The sequence below is a fragment of the Asaia sp. SF2.1 genome, assembly GCF_000505765.1.
GTDB classification, from domain to species: Bacteria; Pseudomonadota; Alphaproteobacteria; order Acetobacterales; family Acetobacteraceae; genus Asaia; species Asaia bogorensis.
In genome coordinates this window covers 13755-28342 of the sequence record NZ_AYXS01000016.1, presented here as the reverse complement: position 1 = coordinate 28342, position 14588 = coordinate 13755, and the positions used below count along the sequence as shown (strand labels likewise).

13 protein-coding genes are annotated in these 14588 nt (G+C 59.7%); 6 read left to right on the top strand and 7 right to left on the bottom strand.

Features of this window, described 5'->3' with window-relative positions:
- Nucleotides 1–1227 (top strand): outer membrane beta-barrel protein (locus P792_RS28655; protein ID WP_023978760.1); only part of this gene is annotated, 1227 nt, incomplete at its 5' end.
- Between the two features lie 69 nt (nt 1228–1296).
- Here P792_RS28655 and P792_RS28650 read toward each other — a convergent pair.
- From P792_RS28650 to P792_RS28620, 7 genes are read right to left on the bottom strand one after another with little or no spacing between them, the layout of a single operon-like run.
- On the bottom strand, nt 1297–2229 hold the full coding sequence (locus tag P792_RS28650) for an ABC transporter permease (RefSeq protein ID WP_023978759.1): 933 nt from the start codon (nt 2227–2229) through the stop codon (nt 1297–1299).
- Nucleotides 2226–3266, bottom strand: a complete 1041-nt coding sequence (locus P792_RS28645; protein ID WP_023978758.1) for an ABC transporter permease — start codon at nt 3264–3266, stop codon at nt 2226–2228. The genes P792_RS28650 and P792_RS28645 overlap by 4 nt, the downstream gene beginning before the upstream one ends.
- Nucleotides 3263–4843 (bottom strand): ABC transporter ATP-binding protein, encoded by a 1581-nt coding sequence (locus P792_RS28640; RefSeq protein ID WP_023978757.1) that lies wholly within the window; start codon nt 4841–4843, stop codon nt 3263–3265. The genes P792_RS28645 and P792_RS28640 overlap by 4 nt, the downstream gene beginning before the upstream one ends.
- Nucleotides 4836–5933: a BMP family ABC transporter substrate-binding protein gene (locus tag P792_RS28635; RefSeq protein ID WP_023978756.1), complete on the bottom strand. Its 1098-nt coding sequence runs from the start codon at nt 5931–5933 to the stop codon at nt 4836–4838. Before P792_RS28635 ends, P792_RS28640 begins: the two co-directional genes overlap by 8 nt.
- A complete protein-coding gene (locus P792_RS28630) occupies nt 5924–6484 on the bottom strand; it encodes a glutathione S-transferase family protein (protein WP_023978755.1) in 561 nt (186 codons plus the stop codon). Before P792_RS28630 ends, P792_RS28635 begins: the two co-directional genes overlap by 10 nt.
- Entirely contained in the window at nt 6478–7074 is a 597-nt protein-coding gene (locus tag P792_RS28625; protein WP_023978754.1) for a Rieske (2Fe-2S) protein, read from the bottom strand. The genes P792_RS28630 and P792_RS28625 overlap by 7 nt, the downstream gene beginning before the upstream one ends.
- A complete protein-coding gene (locus P792_RS28620) occupies nt 7071–7325 on the bottom strand; it encodes a hypothetical protein (protein ID WP_152530199.1) in 255 nt (84 codons plus the stop codon). Before P792_RS28620 ends, P792_RS28625 begins: the two co-directional genes overlap by 4 nt.
- Before the next feature lie 101 nt (nt 7326–7426).
- Between P792_RS28620 and P792_RS28615 the strand changes: the two genes are divergently transcribed.
- The 5 genes from P792_RS28615 to P792_RS28595 all read left to right on the top strand — a co-directional run.
- On the top strand, nt 7427–8299 hold the full coding sequence (locus P792_RS28615; protein WP_023978752.1) for an aromatic ring-hydroxylating dioxygenase subunit alpha: 873 nt from the start codon (nt 7427–7429) through the stop codon (nt 8297–8299).
- Nucleotides 8300–8313: 14 nt separating this feature from the next.
- A complete protein-coding gene (locus P792_RS28610; protein WP_023978751.1) occupies nt 8314–8811 on the top strand; it encodes a nucleoside deaminase in 498 nt (165 codons plus the stop codon).
- 179 nt (nt 8812–8990) lie between these two features.
- Nucleotides 8991–10355 (top strand): 8-oxoguanine deaminase, encoded by a 1365-nt coding sequence (locus tag P792_RS28605; protein ID WP_031240827.1) that lies wholly within the window; start codon nt 8991–8993, stop codon nt 10353–10355.
- 352 nt (nt 10356–10707) lie between these two features.
- Complete coding sequence (ybaL, locus tag P792_RS28600; protein ID WP_023978749.1) at nt 10708–12453, top strand: YbaL family putative K(+) efflux transporter; 1746 nt, start codon at nt 10708–10710, stop codon at nt 12451–12453.
- Between the two features lie 445 nt (nt 12454–12898).
- A partial coding sequence (locus tag P792_RS28595; protein WP_035439899.1) for a TonB-dependent receptor occupies nt 12899–14588 on the top strand: 1690 nt, incomplete at its 3' end.

Here is a 14588-nt window from a genome sequence, read left to right as displayed (position 1 = left end):
CCACCCGGCAAGGCTCCTGATTACTGGGACGGGCTTGAGGCGCATCTCAGCGTGCAGGGTGGCATCGCCGGCAACCCGTGGACACGCTCGGGGCGCAATTTCGGCCAGTTCTATACAGATCGCGCCAACACGCTGACCCTCAATCAGGTTCTCGGGTCGATATCGCACCCGGTAACAGCGATCGGCGGCGGGTATGGCATCGGCTTCGTTGCCGAGATCCTTTACGGCTCTGACGCCCGTTTCGACCCCACAATCGGGATGGCGGACAAGCTCATCACCGGGCTCTATCAGATCGCCCCGACGCAGGCTCATATCGATCTACATGCGCCTTGGCTGGTATCACGGGGGATCGATTTCCAGATCGGGCAGATCTATGGCCTGCTCGGAGCAGAGGGTACCCCGGCGCTGGCACGACCGCTTTACACGTTCAATTATGCCTCCGCCTATATCGTTCCATTCGAAACGGTCGGGGTTCTCTCGACCATTCATCTGACCGAACAACTGGATGGTATTCTGGGTGTGGATGCCGGAAATTCAACCACTTTCGGAGGAGCGGGCAATAACAGTCGTCCGAAAGGCTATATCGGCCTCGCATTTGCGCATATGATGAATGGTAAACTGGACGGGCACGTTATCGGGCATTTTGGGCCACAAGGTAACAATGGGCCAACCCGTTTCTCTGCCGATGGCTGGACCAGTATCGGAATTGGCCGCGCTGCCAATAGCAAAATGCTTTATAATGGCGATGTCCTGCTGACCTATCACTTCAGTGATCGCCTGGCGGCCACGCTCAATGCCACCTACATGCATGATGATATCACGCGTGATGACGCCTATGGTGTGACCAGCTACCTCGCCTGGGACATCAATCCTTCGCTGAGGCTCAATCTCCGTGGCGAAATCTTTCGCGACAATACTGGCACCACGATTGCCGCCTATACCAGCACGACGTCATACACCGATATGCTGCGTAACGCGCCCTACCCTTACTATATCGCGCTCCCGACAACCTATGGTGCGTTGACGGTCGGGGTCACCTACAAGCCTGAGTTCGTCAATCGCCATATCAAGTTCGGCAAGTTTCAGGTCCGCCCCGAAATCAGACTGGACAAATCGCTCAACGGAACACAGCCATTCAATCGTGCGGCAACGGTTGAAGATCCTGTTGTGCGCCATGGCACGAATAATATGCTCTGGTTCTCATGCGACGCGGTCTGGTCGTTCTGACACCAGCAGAAAAGGATACGGAGGGAAGCCCCCCTGAAAACGTGAGGCCCCTCCCGCTTTCGGAGCCGTCTAGCGTTCCTCACGAAAATAAGGTGTGCCCAGTGCGGCGGGCGCCGCCATCAGGCGACGCATACCGGGCAGCAGGAGAGCGGGCAGGATCATGAACATAATGGTGCCGAGATAAGGGGTCATGTTCAGGATGGCCGGGGCAATCGGCCAGCCCTGCGCCTGTCCGAAGAAGCTGAGCGACATGACGAGCCCGAATAACAGGGACGACAGCGCCGCAAAAATCGGGCGGTAACCGCAGAAAATGACCAGCGCCACGGCAATCCATCCACGACCGGCAATCATGCCCTCTGACCAGACGGGCATGACCGACAGGGTCATGTCGGCACCAGCCAGACCGGCCAGCGCTCCGCCAGCTACCACGGCACTTAGTCGATAGCGGCGCACCGGAATACCGACAGCATCAGCCGCCGCAGGATTTTCGCCCACCGAACGCAGGCTCAGCCCGAGGCGGGAGCGGAAAAGGACGCAATGGCACAAAGCGGGCAGGATGACGAAGGCGAGATAGACGAACGGGCTTTGACTGAACAGAACCCCAATGCCCGGCAAGCTGCTCAAACCCGGGATCGCCCAGTTGTCGAAAACCGCGGCAACGGGCAAGCCTGCAACGGCATGGCCGATAACCGCGCTCAGCCCCAACCCAAGAAAGGTCAGGGCGACGCCGCAGAGTGTCTGATTGGCCGAGACATTGACCGTAGCAAGCCCGAGCACGAGCGCCCCTGCACCACCCGTGCAAAGCGCCGCCAGACAGCCCATCCAGGGCGACATGGAGGCATCAGCGGCAAGCACGGCGACAACCGCACCAAGGGCCATGAGCCCCTCGACACCAAGGTTGATGACCCCAGCGCGTTCGGCAATGACTTCGCCTTGCGCGGCCAGAGCGAGGATACTGCCATAGGCCAGCGCATGAAGAACCAGAGGGATCCACACCGTCATTTCTGTGTCTCCAGACGCACATAGGCTGCAAGCTCGTCACTCACCGCAATGGCAAAAACCAGCAAACCCGTGATCGCCAGTACGGAGGACGCGCTGACCTGCAAGGTCTGCAAAACGATCCCGGTATTAAGGATCACTGCCATCAGAAACGAAGCAGGGATAAGGGCATAGGCGGAATGGCGCGCAAGCAACGCGACCACGATACCGAGATAGCCATAGCCGTGCGCGAGGCCGCCCTGAAGCCGGTGTACCGTACCCAGCGCCTCCATCATCCCTCCAAGTCCGGCAAGGGCGCCGGACGCCATAAGGGCGACGAAAAGCCGTGGTGCAACCCTGATCCCGGCATAGCGCGCGGCCTCGGGATTGGACCCGCACAGCGTCAGCTCGTAACCGAAACGGCTGCGCTTGAGGAGATAGCCGATAGCCAGGACCAGAACGATTGCAACAATTCCCCCCCAGTGCACGACGCCATAGATGGTGGGGATGGCAACCGAGAGACGCTGGCTCGACACCTGCGCATCCGTCACGTGATCGGCCCAGGGGCCTGTGACGAGGTAATAGACGACGAACGACGCGATGAAATTGAGCAAAAGCGTGGTGATGATTTCACTGACGCCAAGCCATGCCCGCCCTGCGGCCGGCACGGCGCTCCACGCGGCGCCAGCCGCCAGACTGGCAAGCATCGCCAGAGGCAAGGAAAGTGGCAATGGCATGGGAAGGAACAGGGCCACAGCCGACGCTGCCGTGGCACCTGCGAGAAACTGGCCCTCGGCGCCAATATTCCATAGCCCGGCGCGAAGAGACAACCACACCGCACCACCCGTCATAAGCAAGGGCGTCATGTAGAGCGCGAGATTTTCGAGACCGAAAACAGTACCGAAGGTCGAGGTTACGACAAGTCCCAGCACCATACCAAGCGGCAAACCGAGAATGGCCAGAACGAGCGCCAGCACGAGCGCAACGAAGCCCAATGCCAGAAGGCGCCCGATCAGGATACGGCGGGCCGGAACCACAGCAAGGCGAATTCTTCGGCTCATGCTGCGGTCTCCCCTGCGCGGCCACTCATCAAAGCGCCCAATCTCGCCCTGTCAAAATCCTTGCGCTCGACGATGGTCATCAACATACCGGCGCACAGCACCGCAATCCGGTCGCTCAGCGCCATCAGTTCATCCAGATCTTCCGACACGAGCACAACGGCCCGTCCCTCGTCACGGATTTCGGCCAGTGTCTCACGCATCAGGGAGATCGCCCCGATATCAAGACCACGGCTCGGATAGCTCGCAATCAGGGCGCGGTGACTGATCATCCGCTCACGGGCCAGAACCATGCGCTGCTGATTGCCACCCGAGAGACCACGCATCGGCGTGGATGGGTCCTTCACCGTCACACGCGCCTGTTCGAGCAAGCTTTTCGTGAACGCGCGCGCCTGACTGGCGTGGTAGGCCATCCGCCCGCCGACCGGGTGCGAGCGAAACACGCGCATGACGGCATTCTCGGTCACGCCGAGCGCCGGGGCGAGGGCCTTGTGCAGCCTGTCCTCGGGAACATAGCCAATGCCGGCCTCACGAAAGGCATCCGGCCCCTGCCCGCGCATGTCTGTCGAACCGACATGGACAGAACCTGTCAGCGGCGCGTTGAGTCCGGCGAGCAGATCAGCCAGCTCGGATTGGCCATTGCCTGTCACGCCCGCCACCCCAAGGATCTCGCCCGCCCTGATGTCGAGCGAGAGCGGATGCAACCGCAGGCGACCCGCGCTATCCCGAAAGCTCACCTCGTGCAGCCGCATGACCGTCTCGCTCTTCCCCTGAGGCGTCGTGCGTGGATAAGACGTCTTTTGCTCGACAGGACGTCCGATCATCTCGGTTACAAGGGTGGCCGGGTCAGTGTGGTCCACCCTGTGGCTGCCAGCGACACGGCCATGACGCAGCACAGTTACGCGATCCGCCAAAGCCATGATCTCATCAAGCTTGTGACTGATCAGGATAACGGCCCCGCCCCCATCGCGAAAACGACGCAATGCGGCATAAAGCTCACCCACTTCAAGCGGGCTCAGCACAGCTGTCGGCTCGTCAAGGATAAGCAGGCGTGCCCCGCGGGAGAGGACACGCAGGATTTCAACGCGCTGCTGCTCGCCAGAGGTCAGGCTGTCGATGGGAGCCTGAGGCCGGATGTCGAGACCAAACCGGGCGACTTCCGCCTCTGCACGTCGGGCGAGCGTTTTTGCAGAGAGCCATTTACCGGTTTCGCGCCACCCCAGCGCCAGATTTTCCGCAACGGTGAAACGCGATACCAGCTTGAAATGCTGATGCACCATACCGATCCCGGCCGCAATTGCTGCTTCGGGGCTTTCGAGGCGCACACCATAACCATCGAGGATCAACTCGCCCTCATCGGGCTGGTAAAGGCCGGTCACGATATTCATGAGCGTGGATTTGCCCGCACCATTTTCACCCAGCAGCGCATGAATCTCGCCGGGGTAGAAATCGATCGTGACATCCTTGTTTGCGACCACACCGGGAAAATACTTCGCGATTCCGGAGAGGGTAAGCAGAGGCGGTGCACCGGGCGGCAGATTATCCGGTCTGGCTTCCGCGAGATGTGAGAGGTCAGACAAGTCCCGATACTCCCTCGACCTGCCAGTTCCAGTGGAAGATTTCCATGTCGCTCATGGTGTGTCCCGCCGGCACGCGGATCTGCCCCTTGGAGTCTCTTATCGGCCCGGTGAAGGGCGACCAGCCCGCCAGCATGCGCTCCCGCGCCGCATCGGCTTCGCGACGGATGGAATCAGGCACATTCTTGCCCCAGACATCGCGATCGACACCATGACCGAGCTTGAGGAAAGTGCCGGTGGGGCGCCAGCGCCCGGCAATGCGTGCGGCGATCGTCTCGCGGTAATAATCCTCGAAATCCAGCACGACAGAGCTGACATAGGCGTCAGGCCCGAACTGGCGCATATCGGTGTTCCACATGGCGGCCCAGACACCCCGTTGCTGCGCGACGCGCAGATAACCGGGGTCGTCCATGATGCCGCACAGGAAGTCGCAGCCGCTATCGATCAGAGCTGCACCCGCCGAGGCCGCGGCCTGGGGATCGAACCAGGAGTTGATGGAAATGACCCGCATGGTCGCCTCCGGATTGAGCGAACGGGCGCCAAGCAGCGTCGCATTTGCGCTGGCAATGACCGATGTTGTCGGAAAGGAGGCGATATAACCCAGCCTGCCGTTGTGACTCAGGCGGGCAGCGGCGATGCCAATCACGTAGCTGGCGTACCAGTGGGTGATGTAATACCAGCCCAGATTACCCGTGACATTATTGCCGTCACATTCGAGAAAGCCCACATCCGGCGCCTGATCCGCAACGTCCTTGATGAAATCACCATAATCCGAGGTGGAGATCACCATCTGTGCGCCCTCAGCCACAAACTGCCTGAACAGTCGGGTTGCGTCAGCCGAGTACGGTATGCTCTCGACATAAAGCGAGCGCATGCGCGGGAAATGCGATTTAAGGGCACGAATGGCCTTGTCATGCATCTGTGTCCAGCCGCCATCATTAATCGGGCTGGTATGGCCGAACCCGACAAGCAGATCCTCCTCGGCGATCGGGGCAAAGCGTGGTGCGGCGCTTGCCCTTCCTGCCAGAGCGGCACATCCACCCGCGGCCAACAGCCCACGGCGGGTCAGGAGAGCAGGTCGTTTCAGTGACATGAGGCGATCCCCGGCATGACGATAAAGCCGGGCAACTGCCGGACCTGACGGATGAAGCGTCGAAGAGCGGGATACAGATCCATTGCAACGCCCAGATCATGCGCCAGCGCGGCGACCGGGAAGAGGATCACATCCACAAAGCCGATCATGCGGCCCGAAAACCAGATCTCATCCCGGAATGCCCCCGCAGACAGACGATCTTCCATCTCGCGAAACAGGAACGTGACAGGCTCAGTCTCGGCCTCGCGCGGAAGTGTCGCCGCCAGAGCCTCGCGTCGTGCCTCTGAAAAAAGCTCTATCCCATCGAGCGCCCATTTCATGACCTGCCGCGCCTCGCCCTCGGGCCAGAGCCAGCCAGTCTCTGACGCGCGTGAGAAATGCTCGAGAATCTCATAAAGGCCGACACAGGAGACCATCTCATCAGTCAGGGTCGGGCCGAAGGTTTCCGCGCGACGATCGGTGGCGAATGCCAGAGGGATATCCATCAACGATGCCGCAAGACGGGCCGCATAGCTGCGCTCATCGATCATCCAGCCATTGAGCGTCAGCATGATGTCTCCTCCAGCGTGTCACGCAGCCGGAGCAGCCATGCCGCCGCCTGCTCCCGATGCGAGGCATCGCGTACAGCGAGATGGACCATGGTGATTCCTTCCTCGGGCGTATGCAGCGCCAGCAGGCGGTCGGCAGAGAGGCGCCATTGTCCCTCATCCATCACGAGGGCTGCTCGCGTGTCGTGCTCGGTGGCCCGTGTGGCAAGGCTTCGCGCACCATGCCAGCCCCCTTCTGCCGGGGCGATCAGAGGGCGGTCATCGCCTGAGCTGAGATCGACCCAGATCATCCCGGCCTTTTCGATCAGCTCATAGGGGCGTGTTCGTATGGTCGAGGGCGGATTGACCTCAGGATGGGCCGGTATGGCACGACAGCGCCCCTCGGTATCGAACTGCCAACCGTGATAAAGACAGGCCAGACGATTATCACGCATGAAGCCAAGGCTGAGGCGTACGCCGCGATGAGGGCAACGATCCTCCCAGGCATGCGCGATGCCCGCCTCATCGCGCCAAAGCACGAGCGACAGGCCCCTATGGCGGGCAGGGGCAATATCACCCGGGGCCAGATCCTTTGACAGAGCAACAGGGATCATCGCCGGTATCCTTCTGTCCAGTCATTGACGAGGCAACCCACCGGGCCAACCAGACAGGCCATCACGAACATCCCTACAAGCGGCTGCGCACCTTTCACGACAAACACGATATCGGTCGCCTCCAGACGCTCTGTGCGCATATCGAGTGACAGAAGGCGTGCGCGGCCCTCGGCAAAACACCGGAACGCTTCAGTGTCGAAATGACCTGTGAGATGAAGTGCAGTGGCTATAGTCCCTCGCTCCCGCATCACGGCGTTGCATACCAGCTGATCCTGCCAGTAATATTTTTTTTGACAAGTGCAGGACCACTATTAATGTAACCGTTATCGCAACGACGAGGATGCCTGTCAGGATGACCTCACCAGCAAATGTGGATACGGTCTCACTCAGCCAGTGGTATCCACTCGGGATGATCGAGGCCTTGTCTGACGATTGGGTGCAAACCATGCTACTCGGTGTCGTCGTTCGTTTCCGCCGCATGGCGGATGGTACGGTCGAGGTCGCACATGGCGCGCATGCCCTGCCCTGCTGCGAGCGTTACGGCTATGTCTGGACCAGTCTCGCGACGGATCCTTCTCTTCGTGATGCCATGATCCGTATCGATGAGGCCGATGAATCCGACCGCCGACTTGTGTGCTGCGGGTCGGTGGCCGTCAATGCTTCCGGGCTACGCGTGGTTGAGAACTTTCTCGATATGGCGCATTTCCCCTTTGTGCATACCGACATACTTGGCGCAGAGCCGCATACCGAGGTCCAGCGTTACACCGTCGAAACACGCGATGACGGCAAGGAGATCTGGGCGACGGATTGCCGGTTTTTCCAGCCGCAAGCCGCGCTCTCGGCTGAAGGCGGCATCATGACCGACTACATTTACCGTATTGCCGGTCCGTTCGCGACGCTGCTTTACAAGACCAGCCCCGGTGATGACCAACGCAAGGACGTGATTGCGCTGTTCGTCCAGCCCATGACCGCCGGCACATGTCGTGCCCACCCGGTCATGTTTCTTCTCGACGATCACTCCGATCTTGATGCTCTGGTAGAGTTCCAGCAGACGATCTTTTTGCAGGATCGCATCATTCTGGAAAGCCAGCGGCCGGTTGCCATGCCGCTCGATGCCGCGAGCGAGATTCCCACCCTGGCAGACCGTTCATCGGTGGCCTATCGCCGCTGGCTCAAGGCCCGTGGTGTCACATTTGGCGCGGGCGCCGCCAGAGCCGCCGCCTGACGAAAGAAAAGACCATGAGCCATTCCCCGAGCGAGACCGATCTAACGTTTCTTCGTCAGGCCTTTGAGGTCGCCAACCGGTCCCGCCTTGCGGGCGATCATCCCTTCGGTGCCCTGTTGGTGGATGAAACCGGCGAGCTCGTCATGGAACAGGGCAATGGCTACAGCACCGAGGGACAGGACATGACAGCTCATGCCGAGCGCCTTCTTGCCAGCCGGGCGAGCCGCATGTTCGGAGCAACAAGATTGCGCGGTTACACACTGTACAGTTCTGCCGAGCCCTGTGCCATGTGCGCCGGGGCAATCTACTGGGCGGGGATCGGTCGGGTCGTGTACGGGCAGTCCGAGGCCCATCTCAAGGCCATGACTGGCGCCCATCCTGAAAATCCGACACTCGATCTGCCCTGCCGGGTGGTTTTCTCCGCTGGACAGACACCGGTGGAGGTTCTGGGGCCATTGCTGGAGGATGAGGCCGCAGAGTTGCAGCGCAGCTTCTGGAAGGACCACGCCTGACGGCACCATAATCTCTACGCCCGTTCTTCCAAGCGAGATGACGATCCGGATCGCCGCCAATCCGGAACAGGGCCAACGGGAGCCTATCTGACGGAGACACCCCGTGAGATGGGCGCCCCAAGTGCGGCACAACCGGGTGCCCCATCATACTGGCGGCACCATGCTCGAAGGAGCCTGCCATGCCTCTCGCCTTCTCACCCTCCATCCTGATCACGGATGCCTATCTCTATCTCGATCGCGGCCATGAAATAGCGGATGGCTGGATTTATCTCGAAAATGGCCGGGTCCGCGGTTTTGGCTCCATGACGACCCCAAGACCTGAAGCCGACCGCACGATCTCAGCGGCAGGTCGGATTGTCACTCCAGGGCTGGTGAATGCGCATCACCATATGTACCAAAACCTCACGCGGTCCTACGCGCCAGTCGTGAATGGCACCCTGTTCGAATGGCTGCAGGGCCTCTACCCACTCTGGGCCACGCTGGATGAGGAGAATGTCTATCTCTCATCCTACGTCGCCATGATGGAATTACTGCTCGGTGGCTGCACGACATCGATGGATCATCATTACGTCCACCCCCGGCCTCGTCTGATCGATGCCCAGATCCGCGCTGCCAGGGATATCGGCTTTCGCTTTCATGCCACGCGCGGCTCCATGACGCGCTCGGTGAAAGATGGTGGCCTGCCACCGGATAGCGTGGTGCAGAGCGAGGATGTTATCCTTTCTGACAGTGAGCGCCTGATCAGCGCCTATCATGACGCCTCCCGCGGCGCGATGATCCGTGTGGCGCTGGCACCCTGCTCGCTGTTCAGCGTGTCGGAAACGATCATGAAAGAGAGCGCGCTCATGGCAGAGCGCCTCGATGTGCGCCTGCACACCCATCTGGCGGAGGACCACGACGAGGACCGTTATTGTCAGGACGTGTATGGCTGCACCCCGACAGAATATTTCGAGCGTTCGGGCTGGGCCAGCGAGCGATCATGGGTCGCGCATTACATCTATCCCAGTGGTGACGAGATCGATCGCCTGGCGCATAAGGGTGTCTGCACGGCGCAATGCCCCTGCTCGAACATGATGATCGGCGGTGGCACGGCGGATGCGATGGATATGCGACGCCGTGGCATGAAAGTCGGGCTCGGCTGCGACGGCTCTGCTTCGACCGATCATGCGTCCCTCTGGCTTGAAGCGCGTATGGCATTGCTTCTGGGGCGCTACCGCAATGGCCCGCACAGTATGACAGCCCGTGATGCGCTGGATATGGCAACCCGTGGCGGCGCGGCCTGTTTGGGCCGTGAGGATGAAATCGGCCATCTTCGCATGGGCGCTTGCGCCGATCTGGTGATATGGGAACTGCCCCCCTTCTCAAGGGCCGGGGCGCTCAGCGACCCGGTTGAAGCGCTTTTACGCTGTGCTCCGGCAACAGCATGGACAACCATCGTCAATGGCCGGATCCTCGTGAAGGATGGTCAGCCTTGCCAGTCAGGCCTCGACATCATCCTTCGTGAACATGAGCGGGCTGCGCGGCGGATGCAAAAACTCGACTGAACAACCATGTCTGTCGGCGCGGCCTGATGGCGGAAGCATCAGATCTCGCCGGGAGGGGTATCCGACCACAACTTGTGGTGAGACACAGAGTGTCATGGCAACTGCGCTCTGTCAGTCCTCGTTATGCGAACCCACAATAGTCGGCAAGATGAAAGCATCACAAACGAGGGGAGCCTGTTAGTTACGTTCGCCTTGCACCGGGCGTATATCGTGATCTTCCAACGGATTACGCGTCACGAAGCCCTCATCCTGCTTCAGATTGCTCGTGTGACACATTGCGAAACTGGCCAGATTATTTCTGTATCGTTTATATATCTTTATCTTGTCTCCATGTTCAGGATTTCGAGTTACGATGAATCACGACACGCCCCTGATTGGTATCCTCGTCATTGGTCTCGGGCTTGCGTTCATCCTCGGCACAATTGCTCAGCGTATCCGGATATCCCCATTGGTGGGATATCTCCTTGCGGGTATCGCCGTAGGGCCCTTCACACCGGGTTTCGTCGCTGATCAGCCCCTCGCTGCCGAGCTTTCCGAAATAGGCATCATTCTGCTCATGTTCGGCGTCGGGCTTCATTTCTCCCTGAAGGACCTGATATCGGTCAAAGCCATAGCCGTCCCAGGCGCGTTACTGCAGATCACCGCTTCCATCCTGATCGGTGCCGGCGTTGCCTGGGCGCTAGGCATGTCGCCTGGTGCCTGCCTGATCTTCGGTATTGCGCTCAGTGTCGCCAGTACGGTTGTCTTGCTGCGAACCCTGCAGGAACAACGCCTGATCGAGACCGAGCGCGGCAGGCTCTCGGTCGGATGGCTCATTATCCAGGATCTCGTGACCGTTCTGGCTCTGGTGCTTCTGCCGATCTTTGCGCCGATCATGAGCGGCGGAAGCAATTCCAGCATCAGTCTCTCAGGTCTTGCTGTGGCGATTGCACTGACCCTGGGGAAGGTCGCGGCGTTCATGGCCCTGATGCTGGTAATCGGGCGACGGGTCATCCCGGCCATCCTGCACTACGTGGCCCATACGGGATCACGTGAGCTGTTCCGTCTTGCGCTGCTTGCGCTCGCGCTGGGTGTGGCTTTCATTGCGACCGAATGGTTCGACGTTTCGTTTGCCCTCGGTGCCTTTGTTGCCGGCATGGTCCTGAGCGAGTCCGAACTGAGCCATCGCGCTGCAGCCGAGACCCTCCCCCTTCGAGATGCCTTCGCCGTATTGTTCTTCATCTCGGTCGGGATGCTCTTCAACCCCCTCGTGCTGATACGGCAACCTGTCCCGCTCATCCTGACCTTTCTGGTTATCCTGGTCGGCACACCCCTTGCCGTCATCGCCATTCTTCGCCTCTTGCGTCAGCCGTGGAATACCACGCTCTTCATCGCGAGCGGCCTTGCCCAGATCGGCGAATTTTCCTTCATCCTTGCCGCGCTGGGTATGAAGATGAAGGTTCTGGACGGTCAGGCACAGGATCTGATTCTTGGCGCGTCGATCCTGTCGATTCTAAGCAACCCGTTTATCCTCATGGCGACCCAGCGCATCGAAGCGTGGATCACGCGGCACAGCCCTGCACCAGAGACGCCCGCGAAGGAAGAGGGAGGTATTCTGCTCCCGCCTCCAGCGCCGACGGCCCTGGTCGGGCATGCTGTCGTCGTCGGGTGCGGACGGGTGGGACGTCTGGTTGTCGATGGTCTTGTTCAGAATGGCTGGCCGGTTCTGGTGGTTGAAACCGGAAAGATACCCGACAGCCTCGCCTCCTTGCCCGATGTCGAGCTCATGCTTGCCAATGCGGCAGAGTCACGCGTCATGAAAGCCATGAACCTCGAACAGGCACGGCTATTGATGGTGGCCATTCCCGAACCCTTCGAAGCTGGCCAGATCATCGCTCAGGCCAGGTCCCTCAACCCTGGGCTACGGATTGTGGCACGGGCTCATTTCGATAGCGCCGTCGACCATCTGAAGGAGCTCGGCGCTGATCACGTGATCATGGGTGAGCGTGAGATGGCCCTTGCCATGCTGGCCATGACGATGGACGACCTGCCATTCGACGGCCGCCCCCCATTGACCGACCCCGGCACCGAGGAAGGCATCGAGCCGCTCCCGGCCTAATTCTTCAGGCGGGAGCGCTTCGGTTTCAGCGCCTGAAATGGATCATCCCGCGGCTCGATGCACAGGCGGCAGGTTTGATCGCCCCCCTATGGGTAATCCGCAGGGTATCCCCCCTTATGACGCTCCGGCGTGGTGACATCCACGCGGGTGTGTGATGACAACGTAGCCTCGCGCTTCTCTGGCAACGCGAGGCCGTTGCTCTCCCCTAAATTATGTCGAAACGTATCAATTGTGGCTTTTCTGACATAGTGGACAGGATCATGATTCACTATCGTTCCATTTCACATCACTGTAATAAATTTTCTTTTAAACGAGGCCCTGCAAGATGTTGCGGTTTTTTAAATGCTCCTCGCAGCGCCACGTTCCGGTGCTTCGAGGCGCAGTTGCGAGCCGTAACGTTACATAGTGATACTGAAGCCGCCCCCCGGCACGGAAGATCGACATCATGTTTTCACGCACGGCCCTCTTGTTCGGCACAACCGCGCTTGTAGCGCTGACTCTATCAGCTGCCAGCGCCAAGTCGGCAGACATCCATCTCAACTCAGACACCTCGCAGGGAAAAGCTGCCGCTCAGAGCAGCAGCCCCAATGGACGATCTGTCACCAGAGATGCCTCTGCCCCTTCCATGCTTGGCGCAACCTCGCCAACTGACGAGCGCATCGAAGTCACAGGACATAATTATGGGGATGGTGTTACGCGTCGCGCCTTCGGCGGCGGTCTGATGACGCCTTCTGACAGCCCGAAATCGGTCTCGGCCGTAACGCGCGACTTCATTGCCAAACAAAACCCTGCGTTGAACCCGATGCAGCTTATCGCCCTGCTGCCGGGCGCCAATGTGTCAGACACCGACCCGTTGGGCATGACGGGCGGCAACCTCTCCGTACGAGGCCTGACGGAATCCCAGATGGGCTTTACCCTTGAAGGGTTCCCTATCAACGATATCGGCAATTTCGCTGTCTATCCGCAGGAAATTGTTGATGCGGAAAATCTGAAAACCGTGCGCCTTGCTCAGGGCTCTGCCGACCTCGACAGCCCTCATATCAGTGCTTCGGGCGGTGTGGTCGACATGTACATGATCGACCCGAAGAACAAGATGGGCGGCATGGTCGATGTAACCTATGGTTCGTTCAATGCAACACGCGGCTTCCTGCGTTTTGATACCGGCAAGATCGGCAACACCAATCTGCGCTCCTACTTCTCCTACTCTCAGGGGCGTCAGGATCATTGGCGTGGCCCTGGCTGGGACAACAAGAAGCATGGCGAGATGAAGATCGTGAATGACTGGGGCGACGGAAACCGGGTCTCCCTGGCTGTGGTGGGCAATAACATCCAGAACAATGCCTATCCCAACGTCACCAAGGCGAGCTGGGACAAGTGGGGCACAGGCTTTACCAACCCGGTGGGCGGCAGCGGCCTCGGCCCGTCCGACCCGCCAAACACGGTTTATGAGGCCAATTACTACACTCCGGCAAAGGCTGGCTCGTCCAATTACTACAAGACCCGCCCGAACCCCTTCACCAATATCTACGCCTCCATGCCCTCGACCTTCCGTCTCAACGATCACCTCGTCCTGACCGAGACGCCCTATTTCTGGTACGGCTATGGTAATGGCGGCGGTGCCCAATACACCGATATGTCGAAATTCGTTTATGGCAGGCAGACATTGGCTGGTACGGTCAATGGCGCCGGCAAGGGGATGCAGGTTCTCTATAATCCCTCGCTTACCGAAACCTATCGTCCGGGTGCCACCACCAAACTGACGTTGACCACTGGCATCAACCGCCTGATGATTGGCTACTGGTTCGAATATGCCAAGCAGCGTCAGACGGCTCCCTACAGCTTTGTCGGCGCCGACGGTACACCGCTCAGCCAGTGGGGTGACGAAAACAACGTGGTGCTGAGCAACGGTGCCAAGGCACAGTATCGTAACACGCTGACGCAGACGCAGGTTCACACGCCGTTCATTGGCGATAGCTTGTCGCTGCTGCGCGGCAAACTCACGATTGATGCGGGCCTGAAATACTCCATCGTCAAGCGCTCGGGGACGAATTACCTGCCGGATGTACGCAATAAGTACGTCACGACAGACTATAATCAGGCGCTCCCGACAGCAGCAATCCGGTACAAGATCGACC